The sequence below is a fragment of the Arthrobacter sp. AQ5-05 genome (assembly GCF_003287975.1).
GTDB lineage: Bacteria > Actinomycetota > Actinomycetes > Actinomycetales > Micrococcaceae > Paeniglutamicibacter.
In genome coordinates, this window is record NZ_QMKQ01000001.1 from 250362 (window position 1) to 275296 (window position 24935).

Annotated in this window: 26 protein-coding genes; 19 read left to right on the forward strand and 7 right to left on the reverse strand. The window is 68.1% G+C overall.

Annotated features, from left to right (window positions below; genetic code table 11):
* Positions 1–20 precede the first annotated feature (20 nt).
* Positions 21–329 carry a DUF4193 domain-containing protein gene (locus DQ353_RS01180; protein WP_113760968.1) on the forward strand — a complete coding sequence of 103 codons (309 nt, stop codon included), beginning with the start codon at positions 21–23 and terminating at the stop codon, positions 327–329.
* Positions 330–447: 118 nt separating this feature from the next.
* Here DQ353_RS01180 and DQ353_RS01185 read toward each other — a convergent pair whose 3' ends face one another.
* The gene (locus DQ353_RS01185) at positions 448–981 is read right to left on the reverse strand and encodes a DUF3093 domain-containing protein (RefSeq protein WP_353616655.1); all 534 of its coding nucleotides are present in this window, start codon (positions 979–981) and stop codon (positions 448–450) included.
* Between the two features lie 159 nt (positions 982–1140).
* On the opposite strand from DQ353_RS01185, the gene dut reads away from it, so the two are divergent.
* Genes dut through DQ353_RS01205 form a run of 4 tightly spaced genes read left to right on the forward strand, consistent with a single transcriptional unit; the run spans position 1141 to position 3666 of the window.
* Complete coding sequence (gene dut, locus DQ353_RS01190) at positions 1141–1611, forward strand: dUTP diphosphatase (protein WP_113760970.1); 471 nt, start codon at positions 1141–1143, stop codon at positions 1609–1611.
* Between the two features lie 48 nt (positions 1612–1659).
* On the forward strand, positions 1660–2463 hold the full coding sequence (locus tag DQ353_RS01195; RefSeq protein ID WP_113760971.1) for a DUF3710 domain-containing protein: 804 nt from the start codon (positions 1660–1662) through the stop codon (positions 2461–2463).
* 4 nt (positions 2464–2467) lie between these two features.
* Positions 2468–2878, forward strand: a complete 411-nt coding sequence (locus DQ353_RS01200) for a hypothetical protein (protein WP_113760972.1) — start codon at positions 2468–2470, stop codon at positions 2876–2878.
* A gap of 59 nt (positions 2879–2937) precedes the next feature.
* Complete coding sequence (locus DQ353_RS01205) at positions 2938–3666, forward strand: DUF3159 domain-containing protein (protein ID WP_113760973.1); 729 nt, start codon at positions 2938–2940, stop codon at positions 3664–3666.
* A gap of 20 nt (positions 3667–3686) precedes the next feature.
* Here the strand turns inward: DQ353_RS01205 and DQ353_RS01210 are convergent, their stop codons facing one another.
* Both DQ353_RS01210 and DQ353_RS01215 read right to left on the reverse strand, forming a co-directional pair.
* Positions 3687–4361, reverse strand: a complete 675-nt coding sequence (locus DQ353_RS01210) for a potassium channel family protein (protein ID WP_113760974.1) — start codon at positions 4359–4361, stop codon at positions 3687–3689.
* Positions 4358–5044 (reverse strand): potassium channel family protein, encoded by a 687-nt coding sequence (locus DQ353_RS01215; RefSeq protein ID WP_113761229.1) that lies wholly within the window; start codon positions 5042–5044, stop codon positions 4358–4360. The genes DQ353_RS01210 and DQ353_RS01215 overlap by 4 nt, the downstream gene beginning before the upstream one ends.
* A gap of 156 nt (positions 5045–5200) precedes the next feature.
* On the opposite strand from DQ353_RS01215, the gene DQ353_RS01220 reads away from it, so the two are divergent.
* From DQ353_RS01220 to DQ353_RS01235, 4 genes are all read left to right on the forward strand, one after another.
* Positions 5201–7249: an APC family permease gene (locus tag DQ353_RS01220; RefSeq protein ID WP_181578188.1), complete on the forward strand. Its 2049-nt coding sequence runs from the start codon at positions 5201–5203 to the stop codon at positions 7247–7249.
* Positions 7246–8598: a class I SAM-dependent RNA methyltransferase gene (locus DQ353_RS01225; RefSeq protein ID WP_113760976.1), complete on the forward strand. Its 1353-nt coding sequence runs from the start codon at positions 7246–7248 to the stop codon at positions 8596–8598. The genes DQ353_RS01220 and DQ353_RS01225 overlap by 4 nt, the downstream gene beginning before the upstream one ends.
* 181 nt (positions 8599–8779) lie before the next feature.
* Positions 8780–11485 carry an aconitate hydratase AcnA gene (gene acnA, locus DQ353_RS01230; protein ID WP_113760977.1) on the forward strand — a complete coding sequence of 902 codons (2706 nt, stop codon included), beginning with the start codon at positions 8780–8782 and terminating at the stop codon, positions 11483–11485.
* 205 nt (positions 11486–11690) lie between these two features.
* Positions 11691–12110 (forward strand): hypothetical protein, encoded by a 420-nt coding sequence (locus DQ353_RS01235; RefSeq protein WP_146755169.1) that lies wholly within the window; start codon positions 11691–11693, stop codon positions 12108–12110.
* A 37-nt stretch (positions 12111–12147) separates the two neighbouring features.
* On the opposite strand, the gene DQ353_RS01240 is transcribed toward DQ353_RS01235, so the two are convergent.
* Complete coding sequence (locus DQ353_RS01240) at positions 12148–12567, reverse strand: arsenate reductase/protein-tyrosine-phosphatase family protein (protein ID WP_113760979.1); 420 nt, start codon at positions 12565–12567, stop codon at positions 12148–12150.
* Positions 12568–12797: 230 nt separating this feature from the next.
* Here DQ353_RS01240 and DQ353_RS21505 point away from each other — a divergent pair, with 230 nt between their 5' ends.
* The 6 genes from DQ353_RS21505 to DQ353_RS01260 all read left to right on the forward strand — a co-directional run bounded on the left by DQ353_RS21505 (position 12798) and on the right by DQ353_RS01260 (position 17875).
* Positions 12798–13127 (forward strand): hypothetical protein, encoded by a 330-nt coding sequence (locus DQ353_RS21505; RefSeq protein ID WP_181578190.1) that lies wholly within the window; start codon positions 12798–12800, stop codon positions 13125–13127.
* A gap of 180 nt (positions 13128–13307) precedes the next feature.
* Entirely contained in the window at positions 13308–14357 is a 1050-nt protein-coding gene (locus DQ353_RS01245) for a molybdopterin-dependent oxidoreductase (RefSeq protein ID WP_181578191.1), read from the forward strand.
* Positions 14339–14542 (forward strand): molybdopterin-dependent oxidoreductase, encoded by a 204-nt coding sequence (locus DQ353_RS21510; protein WP_286166537.1) that lies wholly within the window; start codon positions 14339–14341, stop codon positions 14540–14542. Before DQ353_RS01245 ends, DQ353_RS21510 begins: the two co-directional genes overlap by 19 nt.
* Before the next feature lie 183 nt (positions 14543–14725).
* Positions 14726–16693 (forward strand): 1-deoxy-D-xylulose-5-phosphate synthase, encoded by a 1968-nt coding sequence (dxs, locus tag DQ353_RS01250; RefSeq protein ID WP_113760980.1) that lies wholly within the window; start codon positions 14726–14728, stop codon positions 16691–16693.
* Positions 16690–17289, forward strand: a complete 600-nt coding sequence (locus DQ353_RS01255; protein ID WP_113760981.1) for a DUF402 domain-containing protein — start codon at positions 16690–16692, stop codon at positions 17287–17289. The genes dxs and DQ353_RS01255 overlap by 4 nt, the downstream gene beginning before the upstream one ends.
* Before the next feature lie 13 nt (positions 17290–17302).
* Positions 17303–17875, forward strand: coding sequence for a hypothetical protein (locus DQ353_RS01260; RefSeq protein ID WP_113760982.1), 573 nt, complete (start codon positions 17303–17305; stop codon positions 17873–17875).
* 73 nt (positions 17876–17948) lie between these two features.
* Here the strand turns inward: DQ353_RS01260 and DQ353_RS01265 are convergent, their stop codons facing one another.
* On the reverse strand, positions 17949–18572 hold the full coding sequence (locus DQ353_RS01265; RefSeq protein WP_113760983.1) for a maleylpyruvate isomerase family mycothiol-dependent enzyme: 624 nt from the start codon (positions 18570–18572) through the stop codon (positions 17949–17951).
* Between the two features lie 135 nt (positions 18573–18707).
* The gene (locus DQ353_RS01270) at positions 18708–19343 is read right to left on the reverse strand and encodes a maleylpyruvate isomerase family mycothiol-dependent enzyme (RefSeq protein ID WP_113760984.1); all 636 of its coding nucleotides are present in this window, start codon (positions 19341–19343) and stop codon (positions 18708–18710) included.
* A gap of 185 nt (positions 19344–19528) precedes the next feature.
* Here DQ353_RS01270 and DQ353_RS01275 point away from each other — a divergent pair, with 185 nt between their 5' ends.
* Complete coding sequence (locus DQ353_RS01275) at positions 19529–20281, forward strand: DinB family protein (RefSeq protein ID WP_113760985.1); 753 nt, start codon at positions 19529–19531, stop codon at positions 20279–20281.
* Positions 20282–20376: 95 nt separating this feature from the next.
* Here DQ353_RS01275 and argG read toward each other — a convergent pair whose 3' ends face one another.
* Positions 20377–21804, reverse strand: a complete 1428-nt coding sequence (gene argG / locus DQ353_RS01280) for an argininosuccinate synthase (protein ID WP_113760986.1) — start codon at positions 21802–21804, stop codon at positions 20377–20379.
* Between the two features lie 183 nt (positions 21805–21987).
* On the opposite strand from argG, the gene DQ353_RS01285 reads away from it, so the two are divergent.
* From DQ353_RS01285 to DQ353_RS01295, 3 genes are all read left to right on the forward strand, one after another.
* On the forward strand, positions 21988–22971 hold the full coding sequence (locus DQ353_RS01285; protein WP_113760987.1) for an aldo/keto reductase: 984 nt from the start codon (positions 21988–21990) through the stop codon (positions 22969–22971).
* 3 nt (positions 22972–22974) lie between these two features.
* Positions 22975–24045 carry a nucleoside hydrolase gene (locus DQ353_RS01290; protein WP_113760988.1) on the forward strand — a complete coding sequence of 357 codons (1071 nt, stop codon included), beginning with the start codon at positions 22975–22977 and terminating at the stop codon, positions 24043–24045.
* Positions 24046–24124: 79 nt separating this feature from the next.
* Complete coding sequence (locus DQ353_RS01295) at positions 24125–24931, forward strand: ECF transporter S component (RefSeq protein ID WP_113760989.1); 807 nt, start codon at positions 24125–24127, stop codon at positions 24929–24931.
* Positions 24932–24935 lie beyond the last annotated feature (4 nt).

Here is a 24935-nt window from a genome sequence, read left to right on the forward strand (position 1 = left end):
CGGAGTGTGAAGCAGCAATTATGGCAACCGACTACGATGCACCTCGAAGGCATGCCGAAGACGATGAGAAGCCCGAGGCAGTGCCCGAGCTGAAGGCGCAACGCAACACGAACACCAATGCCTCGAACCTCATTGACGAAGACGAAGCGGCACTGGCCGACAGCTACGAGCTGCCCGGCGCCGACCTCTCCGGCGAAGAGCTGGCGGTCATGGTGCTTCCGGCGCAGGCCGACGAGTTCACCTGTGCCTCCTGTTTCCTGGTGCGGCACCGCTCGCAGATCGCCCTGGAAAAGGACGGTTTGCTGTACTGCACCGACTGCGAGGGCTAGGCGGAGGGCCAGGCCCTCCGGCGAACGACAAAGCGCCCGCCGCTTCCGCATCTCCCCGCGTTTCTGCGGGGGACGGAGCCGGCGGGCGCTTCTTGTTGCCGTGGGGGACCGATGGGGACTAGGCCGTCTCCGGCCCGGCAGGGGAGTCCGGGGTGTGGGCGCTGTCCGGCTCGTTCCCGGCCTCCTGCGCCTCGCGGTACTGCACCATCAGCCCGCCCAGGACCGCGGTGAGTTCCTCCGGACGGCGGGTGGAAGCCAGCCAGTAGGGGGTGGCGTCGCGCTCATCGGTGATCTCGATGCGCACCACCGGGTCGATCCAGCCGCGGATGCACATGAAGGCGATGCCGTTCAGGCCCGGACCGCGCTGGTGGTAGGCGGCCGAACCGCGGTAGCCGGTGACCTCGCCGATGAACCCGCGCTCGATGGTGGCCCGTCCCACGCGCACGGAGTGGTCGGTGACCTCGATGACCGGGGTGTTCATGACCAGCGCGAAGGAGATCAGGCCCAGGGCGACGATCCCGGCAACGACGCCCCAGGAGATGCCAATGGGCATGAAAGCGACGGCGGCGGTGCCGCCCAGGCCCAGCGTCACGACCCAGATCCACCAGGCGGGCCACAGCTTTTCGCGGAAGAGGACGGGGGAAGATTGCATTGGGGAAGGGTTCTCGGCCATACCCACAAGCATAGGCGGTGGGCCGTTGCCCCGACGCCATCGCGAACGGCGGCAAGGGACTAGAGTTAAGGGCGAAACGCGCGCGTTCGCACCGACGGCGCGCACACCCCAACCCGAACCCCCTGGAGTGGAAAACACATGTCCGAATCGAGTGTCGATATCGCCCTGAAAATGCTTGATCCCGAGCTTCCGGTTCCAAGCTATGCGCACGAAGGGGATGCGGGAGCCGATCTGTGCGCCCGCGAGGACGTCACACTGGAGCCGGGGCAGCGCGCCTTGGTTCCCACCGGTGTTTCCCTGGCGCTGCCGCTGGGCTTCGTCGGACTCATCCACCCGCGCTCCGGCCTGGCGACCAAGCACGGATTGACCGTGGTCAATGCGCCCGGAACCGTCGATGCCGGGTACCGTGGTGAGTTGAAAGTCACGTTGTTGAACACGGATGCAACCACCCCGATCGTGCTGAAGCGCGGGGACCGCATCGCCCAACTGGTGATCCAGCGGGTCGAACGGGCCCGTTTCATCCAGGTGCAGGAACTTGATGACACCGCGCGCGGCGCCGGCGGCTTTGGCTCCACCGGCGGTTTTGAAGCCGCAACCACCAGCCACTAGGTACGGCCGCCGAAATCCCGCGGCCGACACAGCAAGAGAGCTACCTCAATGATTTTCAAGCGCAAGAAGAAGGCCGAAGCCCAGGCGCAGCCCGAGCAGACGATCGCCGAGCTCAACGCCGCGGCCGAGCAGGCCAAGGAACCGGCCGGGAAGCTCCCGACCGCCGCCGAACCTGCGCCCGCCCAGGGCTCCGGGGAAACCGCCGCGGCACCGGCCGTCGTTCGGGACACCGCCCAGGGCCCCTTTGACGGGGACGACTTCGAGGACCACGACGGCTACCTGGACCTCGGCGCCCTGCTGATCAAGCCGGTCCCCGGGCTGCAGCTGCGCCTCGAGGTCGAGGAATCCACGCAGCGGGTCATCGCGGTGGCCCTGGAGATCGGCGCCTCGCGCATGCAGCTGCAGGTCTTTGCCGCACCCAAGACCGATGACCTGTGGCCCGGGATCTCCACGCAGATCGCCACCGGGATCGCCGACCAGGGCGGGGAAACCGAAATGGTCCCCGGCCGCTTCGGCAACGAGCTGCTGGCCCGGGTTCCGCAGACGGCTCCCGACGGGCGCCAGGGCCATGTGGTGCTGCGCTTCCTGGGCATCGACGGCCCGCGCTGGTTCCTGCGTGCCGTGATCGGCGGCGCCGCGCTGACCGACATGGAGGAAGCCAAGACCATGGAGGATGCACTGGCCCAGGTCGTGGTGGTGCGCGGAGACACCCCGATGCCCCCGACCGAGCTCTTGCCGTTGACGGTTCCCGCCGGCGCGCTGGCCCGCCCGAACGAGGCCCCGGATGCCGCGGAGCAAGACCCTGACACCGAGCGCCCCGAACGCGGCCCGGAAACCACCCAGATCGGCTAGCGACGTGCCCAAGGACAAGGCGCCCAAGGCCAAGCGGGGCCAGCCGGCACCCGCCGCGGATCCGGCCGCGGCAGGTGCACTGCCGCAGACCGGAATCCAGCGACTGGCCTCGCTGGCCGAACTTCCGGTGCGCGGTCGCATCGCCCACCGCGGCTATGTCGAATCCATCACGATCCTTCCCCCGCAGCAGGCCCCGGCCTTCACCGTGACGATCGTGGACCACCCGGCACCCCCGGGGGGCCGCCGCAATGCGGTGCCGCACCTGCGGCTGGTCTTCGTGGGCCAGCGCCGCGTGCCCGGGCTCCTGGCCGGGTCCAGGATCCGCTACGAAGGCATGGTCGCGCCCATCGATCTGGTCCCCACGATCTTCAACCCGCGCTACGAAATCCTTCCCGAGCGCTCCGCCGCCAAGTAACAGGTGCCCGGCAGCGCCCCCATCCACCGCACCACGCCACCCAAGGACAAGACAGCGCCATGAGCGAGCACAGCGAAGAAACCCCCAAGCCCGAAGACCCCGGCGCGGACAGCGGCCCGAGCGCCGAGGACGTGGCCCGGCGCATTGGTGCCAATGCCGGGATCGAACGCCGCGACGACGGGCAGATCGACGTGCTCAAGACCATTGGCGGGGTGCGCGGGCTGGTCGAGTCGCTGCTTCCGGGATTGGTCTTCCTGGTCATCTTCACCCTTTGGCAGCAGCTGAACCCTGCGCTGATCGCCTCGGTGGCGGTGGCCGTGGTGTTCACCGTGGCCCGCCTGGTGCGCCGCGGAACCCTCACCCAGGCACTGACCGGGCTGGTGGGCGTGGCAATCTGCGCGATCTTCTCCCGCGTCACCGGGGAGGCCAAGGACTACTACGTCCCGGGTTTCTACACGAACCTGGCCTACGGCGGCGCGCTGGTCGTTTCGATCCTGGTTCGCTGGCCGCTGATGGGCGTGATCTTCGGTTTCATTCGCTCGGAAAACACGAAATGGCGCTCCAACAAGGCCCGCACCAAGGCCTACGCCTGGGCGACATGGATCGTGGTGGCGGTCTTCGCCGCCCGCCTGGCCGTGCAGGTTCCGCTGTACTTCGCCGACAACGTCGCGGCCCTGGGCGCCGCGCGCCTGGCCATGGGGGTCCCGCTGTATGCCGCGGGCCTGTGGGTCGCCTGGATGGTTTCCCGCCCGCACCCAGGAACCCCGGCCACCGACCCGGCCCCGTAGTCAAGGGCCGGCGCCGCCGGCTACCGCTCTTCGGGCTCCGAGTTGCGCAGCACCGCGCGCAGCTGGTCCTCGGCCAGGATGGTGGTCACGAAGAACAGCTCGTCCCCGCCTTCGACGACATCGTCGGGGCTGGGGGCCAGCGGCACGTCGTCGCGCAGGATCGCCACCACCGTGGCGTCGTCCGGCCACGGCACCGAGCCCAGGGTGCGCCCGATCAAGGCAGAATCGTGCGGCACGGTGAACTCCACCATCGACACGACCCCGGACTGCAAGGTCATCAGGCGCACCAGGTCGCCGATCTCCACCGCCTCCTCGACCAGGGCGGTCATCAGGCGCGGGGTGCTCACCGCGACGTCCACGCCCCAGGCGTCGTCGAACATCCAGTCGTTCTTCGGATTGTTGACCCGGCCCACGGTGCGCCCGACCCCGAACTCGCTCTTGGCCAGCAGGGAAACGACCAGATTGACCTTGTCGTCGCCGGTGGCCGAGACGACCACGTCGACCTCCTCGAGCTTGGCCTCCTTGAGCACCGAGAGCTCGCAGGCGTCGCCGAAGAGCCAGCGCGCACCCTGGACCCCGGCCCGCGAGACGACCTCGGGCTTTTCGTCGATGAGCAGCACCTCGTGCCCGTTGGTGATCAATTCCTTGGCAATGGAACTTCCCACGGAGCCTGCTCCGGCAATCATGACCTTCATTGTGCGTTCTGCTCCGTGGTTGGCTTGGGGGCGACGGAAAGGACCTTTTCGATGTCCTTGCCGGCATTGATCGGCATCATCGCGTGCACGATGTCGCCTTGCTGCAGCCGCATGCCGGGCACCGGCAGCACCCCTTCGCCAAAGCGCGAGAGGTAGGCGATGCGGATCGGGGCGGCGGCCTCGAGCTCCTCGAGCCCGTAGCCGTACCAGCCCTCGTGGACGTTGACCTCGCCGAGGATCAGCCGGCCGGAAGCCTCGCGGAAATCCCCGTTGAGCGAGTGCTCGGGCAGGATCCGGCGCAGCACCTGATCCGAGCTCCAGCGGACCGCGGCGACCGTGGGGATGCCCAGGCGCTGGTAGATCTCCGCGCGCCCGGGATCGTAGATCCGGGCCACCACGTGCGGGACGTGGTAGGTTTCGCGGGCCACCCGGGTGGCCAGGATGTTGGAGTTGTCGCCGCTGGAGACCGCGGCAAAGGCGTAGGCCTCGGAGATGTTTGCCCGTTCCAGGGTTTCGCGGTCGAATCCGACCCCGGAGACCTTCAGCCCGGAGAAATTGCGCCGCAACCTGCGGAAGGCGCGGTCATCCTGGTCGATGATGGCCACCGAGTGGCCGGCGTCGTCGAGCGTGTGGGCCAGGGTCACCCCGACCCGGCCGCAACCCATGATGACGAAGTGCGCCATGATCCATCCCCTTGTTCCCACCATGTGCCTGCGGTCCTCCGCGGCACGGTTCACTACCAGTGTTTCACGGTTCGGGGCCCGGATGCGTGATTGTTCACGTGCCCGGGTCCGGTGTGGTGTATGACAGGGCAGGGCAAAGACGGCTAGCTTTGGATCGTGCTTTCATTCCTTGCCGCGCTGAAGCGGATTCTGGTGGGGCGCCCCTTCAGGACCGAGAGGCTGAAGCAGGCGCCGCTTCGCAAACGCCTCGCGCTGCCCATTTTCTCCGCCTCCGCGTTCTCCTCCATCGCCTACGCCCCGGACGAGGTGATGCTCACCCTGGCGCTGGCCGGGCTGGGAGCCATGGCATTCTCGCCCTCGGTGGGCCTGGCCGTCATGGTCGTCATGCTGGTCATCATTGCCTCCTACCGGCAGTCGGTGAAGGCCTACCCCTCCGGTGGCGGGGACTATGAGATCGCCTCGGTGAACCTGGGGCACCGCGCCGGGACCACCGTGGCGGCTGCCCTGCTGGTGGACTTCGTGCTCACCGTCGCCGTGTCGATTTCCTCGGCATCGCACTACGTGGTCGCCGCGTTCCCCGCCATGGCCGGGTCCCAGACGTGGATCGCGATCGCCGGGGTCGTGATCCTCGCGGTGCTGAACCTGCGCGGGCGCGGGCGCTCCCGGATCGGCAGCGCGGCACCGGTGTACCTGTTTGTCGGGGTGGTCTTGGTGATGCTGGCTGCCGGCGGAATCCTGGCCGCGACCGGGAACCTGGGCACCGCACCGAGTGCCGGGTTCGAGGTCGTCCCGGACCCGGACTACCCGCACGGGCTCACCGGGCTGGCCGGGGTGCTGCTGGTGCTGCGCGCCTTCTCCACCGGCTCGGCCGCGCTGACGGGCGTGGAGGTCCCGATCTCCAACGTGCACACGCTGGCCGCGCCCAAGGCCCGCAATGCGGCGACCGTGCTGCTGCTGCTGGGGCTGATTGCCGGCGCGTTGACCCTGGGAACCATGTACCTGGCCCGGGCCGTGCAGGTCCACGTGGTCGAGGACCCGGCCACCGGGCTGCGCCTGGACGGCGGGCCGATTCCGGCGGACTACATCCAGCACCCGGTGCTGGGCCAGCTGGCCGAGGCGATCTTCGGCGGCGAATCGGTGGGCCTGTACCTGGTGCTGGCCTTGACCGTGGCGGTGCTGCTGATGGCCTCGCACACCTCCTTCAATTCCTTCCCGAACCTGGCCTCGCACCTGGCCACCGACGGCTACCTGCCCCGCCAGCTGCGCACCCGCGGGGACCGGCTGGGCTTCTCCAACGGCATCGTGGCCCTGGCCATTGCCGCCATCGTGCTGATCTGGGTTTTCAACGCCCACGTGCCGACGCTGATCCAGCTCTACGTGGTGGGGGTGTTCGTCTCCTTCACCCTCAGCCAGCTGGGCATGATCAGGCACTGGGGCCGCGAACTGGCCCAGACCCCGGACAAGCGGGTGCGCGCCCGTATCCACCGCTCGAGGCTGCTGAACCTGGTGGGCTTCGGCCTCACCGCGGCGGTGCTGGTGATCGTGCTTGGCACCCGGCTGGTGCACGGCGCCTGGCTGGCGGTGCTGGGCATCGCGGTGCTCTTCTTCATGATGGACGCGCTGCACCGGCATTACGTGCAGGTCGACGGGGAACTGGCCATCGGCGCCGAGGACTCGGCCACCGCGCTGCCGGCCCGCGTGCACGCACTGGTGCTGGTCTCCACGCTGCGCAAGCCGGTGCTGCGGGCCGTGGCCTTCGCCCGCGCCGCCCGGCCCTCGAAGCTTGATGCCATCGTCGTGGACGCTGACTCCGAGCGCACCGAGGCGACGCTGAAGCAGTGGGAAGCACTGGGCATCCCGGTGCCGATCACGGTGCTGGCCTCCCCGTACCGGGAGATCTCCGCGCCGCTGATCGAGTACATCCGCTCCATCAAGCGCGATTCCCCGCGCGACTTGATCGTCGTCTACATCCCCGAATACGTGGTGGGCCGCTGGTGGGAGCAGCTGGTGCACAACCAGACGGCGATGCGCATCAAGAACCGACTGCACTACGAGCCCGGGGTCGTGGTGGCCTCGGTGCCGTGGCGCCTGGCCTCCTCGGACGTCTCGACGTTCCTGGGTCCCACCGAGCAGGGCTCTGCCGGGGCCAAGCCCCGCAACACTTCCGCAACACTTCCGATCTCCAAGCCGAAAGACACTCCATGAGCACGCACGAAAACATCCTGAAGGTGCGCCTGGGCGCTCCTGCCCACGGCGGACACACCGTCGCTCGCCACGAGGGCCGGGTGATCTTCGTGCGCCACGGGATCCCCGGCGAACTGGTGTCCGTCGCCGTGCGCGAGGACGGCGAGAAGGCCCGCTTCTGGCGCGGCGACGTCGTGGAGGTCCACGAACCGGCCGAATCCCGGGTGCCGCATTTCTGGACGCAGGCCGATTCCCTGCACGCGGCTGCACGCGGCGCGCTGCCGGTGGGCGGCGCCGAATTCGGGCACATCTCCCTGGAGGCCCAGCGCGAGATCAAGGGCCAGATCTTCGTTGAGCAGCTGGCGCGCCTGGGCGGCATCGATGCCGCCGAGCACGGCTTTACCGGGGTGCGGGCCCCCGAGGGCGAGAGCGAGGACGCGCTGGGCTGGCGCACCCGCACGGCGTTCGCCGTCGATTCCAAGGGCCGCCTGGCCATGAGCCCCTTCCGCTCCAACGACCTGGTCCCGGTCAAGGAAATGCCGCTGGCGCACCCGAAGATCAACGAGCTCAAGCTCTGGGAACTGCCACTGGTGGGCATCAGCCGCGTCGAGGTTGCCGTCGGATCGGGGGAGGACTCCGGGGTGCTGGTGCTCTTCGTCGAGGACGGAACCGTCGCCGGGGCCGCCGGGCGCGCGGCCAAGCGCCTGCCGGAGTGGGCCTCCGCCGCCTCCGTGACCCAGGTCGGCGGCTCGGTCGCCGACGGCCGGGGGGTCCTGCAGCGCCTGCGCGGGCGCACCTGGCTTTCCGAGTCGGTTGCCGGGCACGACTACCGCATCACCGGCGAGGGCTTCTGGCAGATCCACCGCCTGGCGCCCGCGGCCCTGGTCGAGCGCGTCATGGCCCAGCTGGCACCGGGCTACGGTGCCCGGGTTGCCGACCTCTACGCCGGCGCGGGGCTCTTCAGCGCCCCGCTGGCCAAGGCCGTGGGGGACGACGGCATGCTGTTGTCCATCGAGGGTGCCCCGGGCACCAGCAAGGACGCTCTCAAGAACCTGCGCGAATTTCCCCAGGCGATCATTTCCCAGGGCCGCGTCGAGAAGACGCTGTCGCGGGAATTGAACACCCGCAAGGCCAAGCTCGACTCGATCGTGCTTGATCCGCCGCGCACCGGTGCCGGCAAGGCAGCGGTCTCCGCGATGGTCCGTTCGGGCGCCAAGAAGATCTCCTACGTTTCCTGCGACCCGGCCTCGTTCGCCCGCGACACGGCCGACCTGGGCACTGCCGGTTTCCGCCTGGACCAGGTCGAGGTCATCGACCTGTATCCGCACACCCACCACATGGAGACCGTCGGATTGTTTGTTCGCCGCTGAGCGATGATGTGACCCCGCTGAACCCGAAAATGTCGGGTTGGCGGGGTTCGATGGGCGGCGGGGGATAGACTGTCTATAGCTCTGTCGCAAGAAACCACGAGTTGAACTCAGTTAGGATCGCCTAACTGGATTTCCTTGTGGGTGTGCAACGAAGATGAAAAATCCGGCGAGAGGAGTCCCCGTGAGCAATGTGGACAGTTTTGGTGCCAAGGGCGTATTGGACGTCAAGGGCAACGAATATGAAATTTACCGGCTGAACGCCGTCGAAGGCGCGCAAAGCCTTCCGTACAGCCTCAAGGTTCTGTTGGAGAACCTGCTTCGCACCGAAGACGGTGCGAACATCACCGCGGACCACGTCAAGGCCGTAGGCCAGTGGGATCCCGCGTCTGAACCCAACACCGAAATCCAGTTCACCCCGGCACGCGTCTTGATGCAGGACTTCACCGGTGTTCCGTGCATCGTTGACCTCGCCACGATGCGCGAGGCCGTCAAGGACCTGGGTGGCGACCCCACCCGCGTGAACCCGTTGGCACCTGCCGAAATGGTCATCGACCACTCCGTGCAGATCGACGCATTCGGCAACGCCGGTGCGCTCGAGCGCAACATGGAGATCGAATACCAGCGCAACGGCGAGCGTTACCAGTTCCTGCGTTGGGGCCAGACCGCGTTCGACGACTTCAAGGTCGTCCCGCCGGGCACCGGCATCGTGCACCAGGTGAACATCGAGTTCCTGGCCCGCACCGTGATGACCCGCGAGGTCAACGGCGTGCTGCGTGCCTACCCCGACACCTGCGTCGGCACCGACTCGCACACCACCATGGTCAACGGCATGGGCGTGCTGGGCTGGGGCGTGGGCGGCATCGAGGCCGAGGCAGCAATGCTCGGCCAGCCGGTCTCCATGCTGATCCCGCGCGTCGTGGGCTTCAAGCTCTCCGGCGCGATCGCCGCCGGCGCCACCGCCACCGACGTCGTGCTGACCATCACCGAGATGCTGCGCAAGCACGGTGTTGTCGGCAAGTTCGTCGAGTTCTACGGGCAGGGCGTTGCCGAGGTGCCGCTGGCAAACCGTGCGACCATCGGCAACATGTCCCCGGAATTCGGTTCCACCGCGGCCATGTTCCCGATCGACGATGTCACCCTGGACTACCTGCGCCTGACCGGCCGCTCCCAGGAGAACGTGGACCTCGTCGAGGCCTACGCCAAGGAGCAGGGCCTGTGGCACGACCCGAGCCGCGAGATCCGCTTCTCCGAGTTCCTCGAGCTGGACCTGTCCACCGTGGTTCCCTCCATCGCCGGCCCGAAGCGTCCCCAGGACCGCATCGAGCTCTCCAGCGCGAAGGAGCAGTTCCGCAAGGACATCCACAACTACGCCGAAGGCGCAGCCGACGAGCTGGGCATCGGCCGCCCGTCGACCTCCGTCGAGGTCACCAAGGCCGACGGAACGTCGTTCTCGATCGACCACGGCCTGGTTTCCATCGCCTCGATCACCTCGTGCACCAACACGTCCAACCCCTCGGTCATGCTTGCCGCAGCACTGCTGGCACGCAAGGCAGTGGAAAAGGGCCTGGTGTCCAAGCCGTGGGTCAAGACCTCCGTCGCCCCGGGTTCGAAGGTCGTCACCGAGTACTACGAGAAGTCCGGCCTCATGCCGTACCTGGAGAAGCTCGGCTTCTTCATCGTGGGCTACGGCTGCGCAACCTGCATCGGCAACTCCGGTCCGCTGGACGCCGAGATCTCTGAGGCCATCCAGGCCCACGATCTCTCCGCAACCGCCGTGCTCTCGGGCAACCGCAACTTCGAAGGCCGCATCAACCCGGACGTGAAGATGAACTACCTGGCCTCCCCGCCATTGGTCATCGCCTACGCCCTGGCCGGCACCATGGACTTCGATTTCGAGAACGATTCGCTGGGCACCGACGAGGCAGGCAACGAGGTGTTCCTCAAGGACATCTGGCCGACCCCGACCGAGGTCCAGGCAACGATGGATTCCTCCATCGACGCCGACATGTTCGCACGCGGCTACGAAGGTGTCTTCGACGGGGACGACCGCTGGAAGGCCTTGGACACCCCGGCCGGAAACACCTTCGAGTGGGTCGAGGATTCGACCTACGTCCGCAAGCCCCCGTACTTCGATGGCATGAAGGCAACCCCGGAGCCGGTGCAGGACATTGCCGGCGCCCGTGTGTTGCTGAAGCTGGGCGATTCGGTCACCACCGACCACATCTCCCCGGCCGGTTCGTTCAAGTCCGATTCCCCGGCGGGCCAGTACCTGCTGGCCAACGGCGTGGACCGCAAGGACTTCAACTCCTACGGCTCGCGCCGTGGCAACCACGAGGTCATGATCCGCGGCACGTTCGCGAACATCCGCATCAAGAACCAGCTGCTGGACGGCGTCGAGGGTGGCTTCACCCGCGACTTCAGCCAGGAAGGCGCACCGCAGGCCTTCGTATACGACGCTGCACAGAACTACGCAGCAGCCGGCACCCCGCTGGTCGTGCTGGGTGGCAAGGAATACGGTTCGGGCTCCTCACGCGACTGGGCAGCCAAGGGCACCGCGTTGCTGGGCGTCAAGGCCGTCATCACCGAGTCGTTCGAGCGCATCCACCGCTCCAACCTGATCGGCATGGGCGTTCTGCCGCTGCAGTTCCCGGCCGGCGAAAACGCCGAGACCCTGGGCCTGACCGGCACCGAGACCTTCTCCGTCGAGGGAGTGACCGAACTCAACAACGGCACCACCCCCAAGACCCTGAAGGTCACCGCCGTGGCAGAAGGTGGCAAGACCGTCTCCTTCGACGCCGACCTGCGCATCGACACCCCGGGCGAGGCGGACTACTACCGCAACGGTGGCATCCTGCAGTACGTCCTGCGCCAGATCACCGCCAGCTAACCAGTTAGCGCAGATCAACGCACCGCAAGGGCGGACCGTACCGGAGCAATCCGGAACGGCCCGCCCTTGCGGCGTTAAGGTCAAGGCATCTCCCGCCTTTCCCCGCCGCAGCGCCGGCAAGGGTGCATTTTCATGGCAATCCTGCCGGTTATGGGCTTTACTGGTCCTAATACCCCTTGACGTCGTGGGAATGAGGTCGAACATCATGGATTCGGGCCAGCTGGTGTGGATCATCGTCATCGCCGTAGTTGTATTGGCACTGCTGGGGTTGGCGCTGTTCTTCGCGCAACGGCGGAAGAAGGAAAAAGACCTCGAACAGGCAAAAACCCTCCGCGAGGCGGCAGCAGAGGAGGAACTGGACGCGCGGGAAAAGGAAGCCCGGGCAGCCCGGGCGGAAGCGGACGCGCAGCAGGCGCGCGTTGACGCCGACCGCCTTCAGGACGAAGCCCGGAGACTCAACCACGGCGCCGAGTCGGCGCGATCCAGCGCCCGCGAACGAGCCAGACATGCCCGGTCGCTCGATCCGGATTCGGATGCCGGGGCAAGCCGTGGGCAGGACCCCGACGATGAGCGGCAGGAGCCGGTTCGCAACCCCCACCGGGATGAAGGCACTGCCGAGCGCTGAGACGGGCCCCCGTGCCCCGACCGGTTGCGCACGGGGGTCAGGCGGTTGTCGTGCCGAGCTCGGCTTTCAGAGCCGCCACCCGGGCAGCGAGGTCGTCGCGGAGGAACACCATGCGCTCGCGCTCGGTGGACAGTTCGACCGGGGCCTCGGCGGGAACCCAGCGCTCCATCGTGACGCCCTCGAGCTCGGGCACCTGGGCCTCGCCCACGATGACGACCCGGTCCGCGGCACGCAGCGCCTCCTCGGTCAGCGCGGTGGGGACCTCGGCACGCATGTCCGCGCCCAGCTCCGCGACAACGTCCGCGGCCAACTCGTTGATGTGCTGGGCCGGGAGCAGACCGGCCGAAAGGACCTGCACGCCCGTACCCGCGGCCTGGCGCAGCAATGCGGCGGCGAGCTGGGACTTGCCCCCGTTGGTGTTGCAGACGAAGAGGACATTGGGTTTCGTCTCTGGCACGGCGGCAGATCCTTTACTGGTGGTCGGGGTCGGGAAGCCGGCCCATCTCTTCCCTCCATCCTATGGTCCAGGGCCCTCGGGCGCCTATGCCGAGGGCGCCGGCCGCAGGCGCGACGCAAGGGAACCGCTTGGACCCCGCCCGGGAGGTACTCCGTGCCATCGCCCGACACCTCCAACACCGTGCGGCCGCGGCCCGCGGCCCGACGGGTCGATGCCGACCGGGATACGCCGTGAGTGAGCCGAAACCGGCAGCCGGGGGATTCCGTGGGCAACCCTCCATCGAGCCCCACGACGTTGTCGAGGAAACCCGGGCCGCTGGAGTCCCTGCCCAATACGGGGTTGCTCCCCGGGTGCGGGTGGGCCGTGGCCGCTGGCTGAACCTGCTGTGGCTGATGCCGCTGGGCTTCGTGGACCTGTTGGCCGCGGTCGCCGTGGCCAAGGGCCTGCGCGAAACCGCGGGGGCCGCGGACTTCCTCAGTCAGCACCCCGGCACGGTGCTGCCCGCCGGTGCCGAGGAGGCCGCGGGCTTCCCTCCGTGGTGGGCTGGCAGCACTTGTTGAACATGGTGCCGCTGATCCCGATCATCCGCTCCGGGGTGACGATCATCGCCGACCGCCCGGCTGTACTGGACAAGTAACTCCACGCCCGGCAGGGACTGGTTCAGGGTCCAGGGGCCCGTCCCCGCCGACCCGCTGTACATCGCCAAGGAAGACTCGATCACGCTGCCCGATTCCATCGGGATGCCCGGACGGCGGCACTTGATCGGGCTGGCCCGCTGGTGGCACCTGGGCGTGGACACGCTGTGGCTGGCCAACGGGATCGTGTTCCACCTCCTGCTGTCCACCTCCGGACGCCGGCTGCGTTTGGTGCCCACCAGCTGGGAGGCATTCCCCAACGCCGTCTCGGTCGCCGTGCAGTACCTGTCCCTGGATTGGCCCACCGACCACGCCTGGACCGGGGACAACTTCCTTCAGATGCTGGCCTACTTCGTCACCGTGTTCATCGCCGCGCCACCGGACCTTCTCACCGGGCTGGGCATGTACCCGGCGCTGTCCACCAAGTTCCGGTGGATCAGCAGGTTCTTCAGCATCCAGGTGGCCCGTTCCCTGCCTTTCCTGGTTCCTGGTGTGGTTCCTGGTGTTCATCGTGATGCACGTGTCGCTGGTCATCGCCACCGATGCGCTGCACAACCTGAACATGATGTAGGCCAACAGGGACGAGCCGCACGGGTGGGCCGGCTTCCGGATCTTCGCGCTCTCGCTGGCTGTCATGACGGTGTTCTGGGTGGCGGCCACCCCGTTCAGCCACCGGCACCGGCGGGTGGTCCGGCGGGTGGGCTACGCGCTCAGCGGGCCCGGCAGCGACTCTTCGAGCATCTGGATTCGAAGCCGGGCCGGTACACCGAAAAGGACATTTCCCCCTACCTGTGGCACAACGGCAAGTACCCGGTGGGCGAGGACCACCAGCAGCTGAGTGACGGGAACCTTGCCGAGTATCGGCTGCAGATCTCCGGGCTGGTGGTGAACCCGGTCGCGCGGAGCCTTCAGGAATTGCGTGCGCTGGAGCACCACGAGCAGATCACCCAGCATTTCTGCATCCAGGGCTGGTCCGGTGTCGCCAAAGGGGGAGGGGTGTCCATCGGCACCGTCCTTGATTCGGCCAGACCGGATCCGAAGGCGAAATGGGTGATCTTCTACTTATTCGCCGAGGTCCGGACGGCGGGATCTACTACGCCGTGCAACCCATCGAGCAGATGCGCCACCAACTCACGATGCCGGCCTACGACATGAACGACGGGGAACTGTCCTTCGGCCACGGGGTTCCGCTGCGGCTGCGCCACGAGGTCCAGCTCGGCTTCAACCTCGTGAAATGGAGCAAGGGCATCGAATTGGTGGAGGACTTCGGGCCATTCGGCGGCGGCGAGGGCGGGTACAACAACGAATTCGAGTTCTTCGGCTACCGGCAATCGAGCTGAGTCGCGTCCCGTCCGAAGGTTTTCCGGAACCTTCGCCGCAGCCCCGCGCAGCAGGTGGACGGCGGGACCCGCCGCCCCTGCCCGGGGGAGCAACGATGTGGCGTGCACCGCCATGGTACCCGGGTCCCAACCCGTACGCGGTAAGATTGAACGGGTATTTGTCATCTCGAAAGGACTGCCTCCGTGCCATTGCTTCAGACCATCAAGGAACCGCGGGACCTTCGTGGCCTGGACGCGGCCCAAATGCAGCAATTGGCCAAGGAAATCCGCTCGTTCCTGATCAAGAACGTGGCTCGAACCGGCGGACACCTGGGCCCGAACCTCGGCGTGGTCGAGCTGACCCTGGGCATCCACCGGATCTTCGATTCGCCCACCGACTCCATCATCTTCGACACCGGGCACCAGTCCTACGTGCACAAGCTGCTGACCGGCCGCCAGGACTTCTCCACGCTGCGCCAGGAAGGCGGGCTCTCCGGATACCCGGAACGCGCCGAATCGGTGCACGACATCGTCGAATCCTCGCACGCCTCCTCCTCGCTGTCCTGGGCCGACGGGATCTCCCGCGCCCGCAAGCTCACCGGCGAGGCCGAGCGCTACGTGGTCGCCCTGGTGGGCGACGGCGCCCTGACCGGCGGCATGGCCTGGGAAGCTGTCAACAACATCGCCGCCGACAAGGACCGCCGGGTGGTCATCGTGGTCAACGACAACGGCCGCTCCTACGCCCCGACCATCGGCGGGCTTGCCGACCAGCTGGCCGGGCTGCGCCAGCGCCTGGACCAGTTCCGCACGCACCCCGCCTACGAAGACACCATGGACAAGCTCAAGAACCGCCTGAAGGACTCGGGTGCCGTGGGCCAGTTCGCCTACAAGTCCCTGCATGCCACCAAGAAGGGCATCAAGGACTGGTGGGCCCCCCAGGGACTCTTCGAGGACCTGGGCATGAAGTACATCGGCCCCATCGACGGGCACAACCAGGGGGCCGTCGACGAAGCGCTGCTGCAGGCACGGAAGTTCGCCGGCCCGGTCATCGTGCACGCGCTGACCGAGAAGGGCCGCGGCTACGCACCTGCCCGCGCCGACGAGGCCGACCAGTTCCACGCCGTGGGGGTCATCGACCCGCAGACCGGCGAACCGGTCTCCAAGGCCTCGGCCCGCTCCTGGACCTCCGTCTTCGGCGAGGAAATCGCCGACATCGCCGACGAGCGGGCGGACATCGTCGCCATCACCGGGGCGATGCTGCAACCGGTGGGCCTGAAGACCATGTCCGAACGCCACCCCGACCGCGTGCTGGATGTCGGCATCGCCGAGCAGCACGCGATGACCTCCGCCGCCGGCCTGGCCTTCGGCGGCCTGCACCCGGTGGTCTGCGTCTACGCGACCTTCCTGAACCGCGCCTTCGACCAGCTGCTCATGGACGTGGCCCTGCACAAGGCAGGGGTCACCGTGGTCCTGGACCGCGCCGGGGTCACCGGCCCCGACGGGCCCAGCCACCACGGCATGTGGGACATGGCACTGATGCAGATCGTCCCCCACCTGCACCTGGCCGCCCCGCGCGACGCGGTGCGGCTGCGCGAGGAATTGCGCGAGGCGGTGGCCATCAAGGACGCGCCCTCGGTCATCCGATTCTCCAAGGGCAGCGTGGGACCGGAGATCGTCGCGATCCAGCGCCTGCACGACGGCGTGGACATCCTGGCCAAGCTCGGCGCCGGCGAGGAACGCGACGTGCTCATCGTCTCGGTCGGCGCCATGAGCGAACTCTGCCTGGACGTCGCGGCGCGCCTGAACGCCCAGGGCATCACCGTCACCGTGGTCGACCCGCGCTGGGTGCTTCCGGTGCCACGCTCCATCATCGGCCTGGCCGCCCGCCACCGCATCGTCGTCTGCGTCGAGGACGGCGTCCGCGCCGGCGGCGTGGGATCGCGGATCCGCCAGGAAATGCGGGCTGCCGGGGTCGACACGGCGCTGAACGAGGTCGGGCTGCCCACCGAGTTCCTCGCCCACGGCACCCGCGGGGAGGTCCTGGAGCGGGTCGGGCTCACCGCCGACCGGATCGCCAACGACACCCTGGCCCAGGTGCTGGGCACCAAGGTCCCCTTCGCCCGGCCGCTGCCCGGGGCCGAGATGCCCACCGGACAGATTCCCCAGCTGTGAGCGCAGCAGCACCGGTGCCCGCGAACCTGCCCCGGGACCCGGCCGGCGCCGCCCCCGGGGACCTGGTGGTGGCCCGCGCCTGGAAATACGACGGGCACCCGCACTGGGTGGTGCCCGGGCGCTACCTGGGCGCGGATACCCATGGCCATTGGATCTACCAGCCGGCAGGCTCGCTGGTTTCGCGTCCCGGCCACGGACACTGGGCCGACACCGATGCGGTCTGCCTGGTGCCCCGTGCCGGAGAATGGCTGGGCACGTTCTACGACGACCCCGCCGAGGACTTCCGCGTGTACCTCGATCTGTCCACCCAAATCGGCTGGCGCGAACTGGCCCGCGGCGGCTGGGAAGCGAACTCCGTTGACATGGACCTTGATGTCGTCGACTCGCGCTCGCGCGGGATCTACCTCGATGACGAGGACGAATTTGCGCAGCACGCCGCGGCCATGGGCTACCCGCCGGCGCTGGTCCGGAGCATCGGGGCCGAGGCACGGACACTGCTGCGTGCCGTCGGGCAGGGGCAGGCCCCCTTCGACGGCACCGCCACCGGCTGGCTGGCCCGCGGCCGCACCGAATTTTCACAGACACCATCCCGCTAAGGAGCACCACCATATGTCAATAGTTCGCACCTACCGCCGCGACGAAGATGGAACCCTGTACTTCCGCGAGGCCTGGTTCTCCACCTACGAGGGCGAGGAACTTGGCCAGTTCGTCGTCAACCACGGCACCGTCGGGCACATGTCCACGACCGAGACCGCCAAGGACGTCAACGAGGCCACCGCGGTGGGGCTGCTGGATGCCTTCACCGAGCAGTGCCAGATGGACGGCTTCGCGACCATCACGGACGCCGACCAGGGCTGGGTCATCGTGCAGTACGCGCTGAAGACCGCCGAGGGCACCGACCGCGACCGCTACCTGGAAGCCACGGCCAAGGAGGCCCTGGTGGGCCACCTGGCCTGGCGCGGGCTGGGAACCGTGGAGTCCTCCGACTTCGCGACCCGCAAGCTGAACATCAGGATCCTCTCGCCGGAGCCGAAGAAGGCCGTGTCGGCCATCAAGACCTGCCTGCGCGAAGCCAAGCTGGACTTCACCAAGCTGTCCATCGCGACCGCGCCGTTCGAGGATGTCGAGAAACTCCGCCAGGCCTACCCGCTGCCGGCCAAGGCACCCTTCACCCTGGGCTAAGTGCCCCGGACAAACGCCCGGGAACGAGGAATCGTTGCCGGGCGTTGTGCTGCCCGAATGCGGTGCGCCGTGGCTACCATGGATCCAGATTCGTGGAGGGGTCCAGAGGACCGCGGCCGGCCAGCCAGGCCATGAACAATCGCTTTTCGGCGGGGTTGCCAAGCCTATCCGGGGCGGTTGCGAGGAGCACCTGGAGATCCCAGCCCACATATTCCTCGGGCCAGTCCAGTGGCGTGTAGCCGAGCCCGAGATCCACATGGTGCATTTCCACTTCGCGCAGCCGGTGGGCGGGGCAGCCCGAAACGCCGTAGTGCCCTCCGCCGAGGAAATGGCCGTTGGGCCACCCGGCGTCGGAGGACCGGTCGAACACCGCTTCCAGGTGCGCCATGCTGCTGCGGAGGTCGGCAACGACCTGAACGGCAGGCCTTCCGGCCCCATCCTCGATCTCGTCAAGGCGCTGGCCTTCTCCGCTTGCGTACTTGGGAACATCCTGCCCGTCCAGGGCGCCGGCCAGGCGTCGCGCGTGCGCATCGGCGTTGCGGGCCAGATGGATCAGGACATGGCCCACGCTCCAGCCCGGCAGTTGGCTCGGTGCGCGAACCTCGGGGTCCGCCAGGTTTGCCACATTGCCCATCAACCGCGCCTGCGCCTCGCGGCACAGCCGGGAGGCGCGCTCCGGATCGTTCTCAAGGTCCACGGCTGCACCATCCTTTCCTGTTCACTTTCACTCTTGCCCACGCGATTCTTCCACACGCGTCTCGGGCGTCGTCCACCGGGCCACCAGGTCCACGACGCTTCCGTGTCCAAGGCTGCCCGTGGCGCTGCCCGGGACTCAGGAACACCGCGTCCGCAGGGTTTCGACGCCTTCCCCGGTGAGCTGCCCGCAGTAGGCGCCGCGTCCGGCCATGGCCATCACCAGCGCCAGGGTTGTGCCCGTGACGAGCGGGCCGGCACCGCTGGCGAACGGGCCGTCGGTGGCCTCAAGCCGCAAACCGGCCGTGTTCGTCTTGCCCGGCACGGTGAAGTCCACCTTCGCGAGGAAGCGGGCGACCGCGGTGGCGGCCGCCACGTCGACGTCGTGAGCGATTCCCAGCGGATGGCGGATGTCTTGGCCGTGGATGACCACCTCGCCCACCCATGCCTCGATCGGCCCAAACGTCGAGGTGGTGCTGGTCTCGATCGCACGAAAGCGTGCCAGCGTTTCGGCGGGTGTTGCACCGCGGTGCTCGGCCAGCCGCCGGTCGTTGTGCAGGTCGAAATCGAATCTGGCACCGAGCACGCTGGCAACCCAGCGGGCCGGGCCAACGCTTGCCGCCGCGGTCAGGTGCGCAACAACATCCTCCACGCTCCAGCGCCCGCACAGCGAGCCGGTTGCCCACCGGGCATCCTCGAGGCCGGCAAGATCCCGGGACAGGGCCGCGCGCTCGGCGTGCGCCCAGGACCAGAGCCGGTTGCGTGCGGTGTTCATGGGCAAGGTTTCTCCGAACGTAGGCAACGGGGCATGGTCGAGAAGTCTAGCAAGCCGATGCCGCTGCCGGCATCCGGGAACGCCCACGCCGGTGGTACCGTGGGCTCGCGGCCACCCGAGTGGCCGCCGCACACCATCCCGCCCGGCGGCCCTCGCCGTGGCGAGCTGCCCCCGGGAGGACCAGCATGGCAATCTTCGGCCCAAGCGATGACCTGCACGGATCGAGATTCAACGACACAGACCTGCGCGGATCCTGGTTCAATGGCTGCGACCTCTCGGATGCGACGATGCGCGGGGGCAACATGCAGGGAGCCGAGATCGATGACCCCTGGCTGCTGCGGGACGGGGGAGTCCTGCTGGTCAACGGCATTGATGTGGTGCCCTTTGTGCGTGCGGAACTGCTGCGCCGCTTCCCGGGCAGGGCAACGATGCGGGCCGCGGACCCCGAGGGATTGCGCGCCGCCTGGGCGGCGGTGGAGCAGGCCTGGGCATCCACCATGGAGCGGGCCGCGGCGCTGCCGGCGGGGGTGGTCGACGAGTCGGTGGACGGGGAATGGTCCTTCTCCCAGACGCTGCGGCACCTGGTCATGGCCACCGACATCTGGCTGCGCCTCACCATCGAAGGCATCGAGGCCCCGTTCCATCCCCTGGGCCAGCCCAACGACGGTTTTGCGGAGTACGGCTACGACGCCTCCGTCTTCAGTCCCGGCGTTCCCGCCTACGCCGAGGTGCTCGAGGCCAGGGCCGGGCGCGTGGCGATGGTGCGCGGGTTCCTGGCCAGGCTCACCGACGGTGATCTCGAGGACAAGCACCCCAACCCCTGGAGCCCGCACCGCGAGGAGAGCACGCGCTCCTGCCTGCACGTGATCCTGTCCGAGGAATGGGAACACCTCCGCTTTGCCGTGCGCGACCTCGACGCCCTCGCGAAACGTGTTTGACGCAGGGCACGAAAAACGGGCGGCGCCCTCACCGATTCCTCGGTGAAATGCCCCGCCCGTCCCGGCAGCCCAAGCGGGCCGCCGGCATGGTGCTTCTAGTCCGTGCCCGAATCGAACGCGGCACGCTCCAAGGCGCGATCGGAAGCCAACTCGTCGGCGTCGACGGCCTCGGCATCGACGATCGCCGAAGCTCCGCCTGCCTCAAGCTTGCCGACGAGCTCGACGGTCTTGTTGCCCAGCAGGCCCTGGTTGGCGTACTGCTCCAGGCGCGAGCGGGAATCGGCGATGTCCAGGTTGCGCATGGTCAACTGGCCGATGCGGTCCAGCGGGCCGAAGGCGGAATCGCCAACGCGCTCCATGGACAGCTTGTCCGGGTGGTAGCTGAGGTTCGGGCCCACGGTGTCGAGTACGGTGTAGTCGTCGCCGCGGCGCAGGCGCACGGTGACGGTGCCGGTGACTGCCGAGCCGACCCAGCGCTGCAGGGACTCGCGCAGCATCAGGGCCTGCGGGTCCAGCCAGCGGCCTTCGTACATCAGGCGGCCCAGACGGCGGCCTTCTGCATGGTAGTTGGCCACGGTGTCTTCGTTGTGGATCGCATTGAGCAGGCGCTCATAGGCGATGTGCAGCAGCGCCATGGCCGGGGCCTCGTAGATGCCGCGGGACTTCGCCTCGATGATGCGGTTCTCGATCTGGTCGCTCATGCCCAGTCCGTGGCGGCCGCCGATCTTGTTGGCCTCGTCGACCAGTGCCACCGCATCGGCGAATTCCACGCCGTTGATGGCGACCGGACGGCCGGCCTCGAAGGTCACCGAGACGTCTTCGGCCTTGATGGCGACCGATTCGTCCCAGTAGCGCACGCCCATGATCGGCTCGACCGATTCCAGGGAGGTGTTCAGCAGTTCGAGGGTCTTGGCCTCGTGGGTGGCGCCCCAGATGTTGGCGTCGGTGGAGTAGGCCTTCTCGGCCGAGTCGCGGTACGGGAAGTTGCGCTCGATGAGCCATTCGCTCATTTCCGAGCGGCCGCCGAGCTCGTGGACGAATGCCGGGTCAAGCCACGGCTTGTAGATGCGCAGCTTCGGGTTCGAGAGCAGGCCGTAGCGGTAGAACCGCTCGATGTCGTTGCCCTTGTAGGTCGAGCCGTCGCCCCACACGTCCACGCCGTCTTCGCGCATGGCGCGCACCAGCAGGGTGCCGGTCACGGCGCGGCCCAGCGGGGTGGTGTTGAAGTAGGCCTTTCCACCGGAGCGGATGTGGAAGGCGCCGCAGGCCAGGGCCACCAGGCCCTCTTCGACCAGGGCCGGCTTGCAGTCGACCAGGCGTGCGGCCTCGGCGCCGTATTCCAGGGCGCGGCCCGGGACTGCATCAATATTCGGTTCATCGTACTGGCCAAGGTCGCCGGTGTACGTGTAGGGGATGGCACCCTTTTCACGCATCCAGGCAACAGCAACGGACGTATCGAGGCCACCGGAGAACGCGATACCTACGCGTTCGCCAACGGGCAGGGAGGTGAGGACTTTAGACATGATCCCCATCCTATAGCGTGCACGGGGGTTTCCGCGGAACAATGACAGGACCGCCGGGCGACATGCAACGGGCCGAAAAGCAGGTCATACTTGAATTTTCCGGGGGCCGTGGTCGCGGGCCCGTGCCGGTGGCGCCCCCGCGGGCGGAACCGGATGCATAATTATTTGAAGGGATGAATCCTTATGAGTACTGTGGAGTATCGCCGTTTGGGCAGTTCCGGACTGGTGGTTTCGGCCGTCGGGCTCGGCTGCAACAACCTGGGCCGCGCCGGGACCGCCACCGAGGACCAGGCCGGAACCGACGCCGTCATCAACGCCGCACTTGAGTCGGGAATCACATTCTTCGACGTGGCCGACACCTACGGCCGGGAGCCCGGTCTCGCGGAAACCATGCTCGGGGCGGCGCTGGGCAAGCGCCGCGACGAAGTCGTGGTCGGCACCAAGTTCGGCATGGACATGGGCGGGGCCAACGGCAACGACTTCGGTGCCCGCGGCTCGCGCCGCTACATCGTCCGCGCCGTGGAGGCCTCGCTGCGCCGGCTGGGCACCGAGTACATCGACCTGTACCAATTCCACAGTCCGGACCCGCTGACCCCCATCGATGAAACGCTGGCAGCCCTCGATAACCTGGTGGCCGCCGGCAAGGTGCGCTACATCGGGCACTCGAACCGCGCCGGCTGGCAGATCGCCGAGGCCGAATTCACCGCCCGCAGCTCCGGGGGAACGCGCTTCATCTCCTCGCAGAACCACTACAACCTGCTGGATCGGCGCGCCGAGCTCGAGGTGGTCCCGGCCGCGGAGGCATACTCGCTGGGCCTGCTGCCGTACTTCCCGCTGGCCAACGGGCTGCTCACCGGCAAGTACTCCGCGGGGCGGGCCCCGGAAGGCTCCCGGCTGACCCACGCCCGGACGCACCTGATGCACACCGTGGACTTCGGGCAGCTGCGCACCTTCTCCGATTTCGCCCGCGAGCGCGGCTTCACCGAACTTGAAATCGCCTTCTCCTGGCTCGCCGCCCAACCTTCGGTCGCCAGCGTCATAGCCGGGGCCACGCTGCCCGAACAGGTCGCGCAGAACGCCGCGGCGGTCTCCTGGAAGCCGTCGGAAGAAGACCTGGCAGAACTCGACACGATCTTCCCGCGCGTCCCGAAGATCGCGCTTTTCTAGGCCATGAGCCAACCGCGCATCCGGATCCTGCTCGACAACGACACCGGGATCGACGACGCCCTGGCCCTGGCCTACCTGGCCGCCTGCGAACACGTCGAAATCGTGGCGGTCACCGCGACGCCCGGCAACGTGGAAGCCGACCAGGTCGCGGCGAACAACCGGGCGCTGCTGGCGCTGTGCGGGGCCCCGCAGGTCCCGGTGCTCATCGGGGCACGAAAACCGCTGGCCCTCCCGCTGCTGACCACCCCGGAAACCCACGGGCCGCAGGGCGTCGGGTACGCCACACTGCCCGAGCCCGGACCGGCGGACCCGGGTGCGGGGGAGCGGGACGCGGTCGATCACTGGATCGAGGCGGCCCGCGCCAACCCCGGGGAGCTGACCGCGCTGCTGAGCGCCCCGCTGACCAACTTCGCGCTCGCGCTGCGCCGCGAACCGAAGCTGCCCTGGCTGCTGGGCAGGGTCGTGATCATGGGCGGGGCCTTCTACCACCAGGGCAACACCACCCCGACCGCCGAGTGGAACACGCACGTGGACCCGCACGCCGCCGCCGAGGTCTACGCCGCGTACACGGCCGCCGCAGAGGCCGGGCTGGAGGCGGCCAAGCTGCCGATCGTCTGCTCGCTGGATACCACCGAGCGCTTCGAGATGCACCCCGAACTGCTCACCGACCTGGCCGCGGCCGCCGGGTGCACCGAACCGGAGACCGTGCGCGAGGACGACCCGGAAGGCACCCGCAGCACTGCCTCGAACCCGCTGGTGCGCTACCTGTCCGACGCGTTGCGCTTCTACTTCGAGTTCCACCGCGACTACGACCAGGGCTACATCGCCCACGTGCACGACTTCTTCGCTGCCGGGATCGCCGCCGGCACCCTCGAATACAAGAGCCGGGCAGCGAACGTGGCAGTGGAAACCGAATCCCCGCTGCTCATCGGCACCACCGTGGCGGACTTCCGCGCGCTCTGGGGCAAGCCGGCCAACGCCCACGTGGTCACCTGGAACGACCCGGCCGCAGGATTCGCCGAGCTCGTCGAGAAACTCGGTGCGCTGGCCCGGCGGGTGACACCGGTGCCCTGAGCTAGAATCGTTGACCGGGTCGAGGTGACATAGGCCCGCACTCCACACCCGCTTCTGCGTACCCGAGGAACACCACGCCATGTCACCGAACCTGATCCTGCCCCAGACCGCCACCGGGCACCCGCTGCGCCGCCGGATGCTGGCCGCCGCCGGGGCCCTGCTGCTTGCCGGAACCTACACCGCGCTGGTCCTCACCCAGCCCACCGGCCTGACCGACGGGCTGGGCCAGACCGTGGCACTGGCCACCTTCGCCGCCTACCTGGCCGCCGCACTGCTGCTGCTGGCCGCAGTGCTGCCCGAACTGCCGGTGGCCACCCTCACCCTGATCCCCGTGGCGCTGGCGCTGAACATCGTGCTGGGCCAGTTCGTCGGTTCCGTGATGGTCCCGCTCTACCTGGACTCGCTGGGCACCGTGCTGGTCGGCTTCCTGGCCGGGCGCCGGGCCGGTGCCGCCACCGGCGTGCTCGGCACGCTGATCTGGTCGCTGTTCAACCCGACGGTGCTGCCGTTTGCCGCGGGAGCCGCACTGGTCGGCTTCCTGGCCGGCACCGCCGCCCGCTTCGGCACGCTGCGCCGCCCCTACCTGGCCCCGGTGGCCGGGCTGGCCGTCGGCGTGCTGGTGGGAGTGCTCTCCGCCCCGGTCGCCGCCTTCGTCTTCGGCGGCACCTCCGGGGTCGGCACCGGCGCGCTGGTCGCCGCATTCCGTTCCATGGGCGATTCGCTGCTCTCGGCGGTGACCAAGCAGGCGCTGATCTCCGATCCCGGGGACAAGGCCATCGTCTTCCTGCTCGCCGCGCTGCTCATCTACGCGCTGCCCGGCCGGCTCAGTGCCGGCTTCGCGTTTGTGCGCCGCCACAACGTGCTCGGCTCCCACGGCTCCAAATAGCAGC

Bases quoted from the DNA above. Each gene is read 5' to 3' on its own strand.
- DQ353_RS01180 (WP_113760968.1), top strand. From the start codon at position 21: ATGGCAACCGACTACGATGCACCTCGAAGGCATGCCGAAGACGATGAG.
- DQ353_RS01185 (WP_353616655.1), bottom strand. From the start codon at position 981: ATGCAATCTTCCCCCGTCCTCTTCCGCGAAAAGCTGTGGCCCGCCTGG.
- dut (WP_113760970.1), top strand. From the start codon at position 1,141: ATGTCCGAATCGAGTGTCGATATCGCCCTGAAAATGCTTGATCCCGAG.
- DQ353_RS01195 (WP_113760971.1), top strand. From the start codon at position 1,660: ATGATTTTCAAGCGCAAGAAGAAGGCCGAAGCCCAGGCGCAGCCCGAG.
- DQ353_RS01205 (WP_113760973.1), top strand. From the start codon at position 2,938: ATGAGCGAGCACAGCGAAGAAACCCCCAAGCCCGAAGACCCCGGCGCG.
- DQ353_RS01210 (WP_113760974.1), bottom strand. From the start codon at position 4,361: ATGAAGGTCATGATTGCCGGAGCAGGCTCCGTGGGAAGTTCCATTGCC.
- DQ353_RS01215 (WP_113761229.1), bottom strand. From the start codon at position 5,044: ATGGCGCACTTCGTCATCATGGGTTGCGGCCGGGTCGGGGTGACCCTG.
- DQ353_RS01225 (WP_113760976.1), top strand. From the start codon at position 7,246: ATGAGCACGCACGAAAACATCCTGAAGGTGCGCCTGGGCGCTCCTGCC.
- DQ353_RS01235 (WP_146755169.1), top strand. From the start codon at position 11,691: ATGGATTCGGGCCAGCTGGTGTGGATCATCGTCATCGCCGTAGTTGTA.
- DQ353_RS01245 (WP_181578191.1), top strand. From the start codon at position 13,308: ATGCCCGGACGGCGGCACTTGATCGGGCTGGCCCGCTGGTGGCACCTG.
- DQ353_RS21510 (WP_286166537.1), top strand. From the start codon at position 14,339: ATGCCGGCCTACGACATGAACGACGGGGAACTGTCCTTCGGCCACGGG.
- DQ353_RS01260 (WP_113760982.1), top strand. From the start codon at position 17,303: ATGTCAATAGTTCGCACCTACCGCCGCGACGAAGATGGAACCCTGTAC.
- DQ353_RS01270 (WP_113760984.1), bottom strand. From the start codon at position 19,343: ATGAACACCGCACGCAACCGGCTCTGGTCCTGGGCGCACGCCGAGCGC.
- DQ353_RS01275 (WP_113760985.1), top strand. From the start codon at position 19,529: ATGGCAATCTTCGGCCCAAGCGATGACCTGCACGGATCGAGATTCAAC.
- argG (WP_113760986.1), bottom strand. From the start codon at position 21,804: ATGTCTAAAGTCCTCACCTCCCTGCCCGTTGGCGAACGCGTAGGTATC.
- DQ353_RS01285 (WP_113760987.1), top strand. From the start codon at position 21,988: ATGAGTACTGTGGAGTATCGCCGTTTGGGCAGTTCCGGACTGGTGGTT.
- DQ353_RS01290 (WP_113760988.1), top strand. From the start codon at position 22,975: ATGAGCCAACCGCGCATCCGGATCCTGCTCGACAACGACACCGGGATC.
- DQ353_RS01295 (WP_113760989.1), top strand. From the start codon at position 24,125: ATGTCACCGAACCTGATCCTGCCCCAGACCGCCACCGGGCACCCGCTG.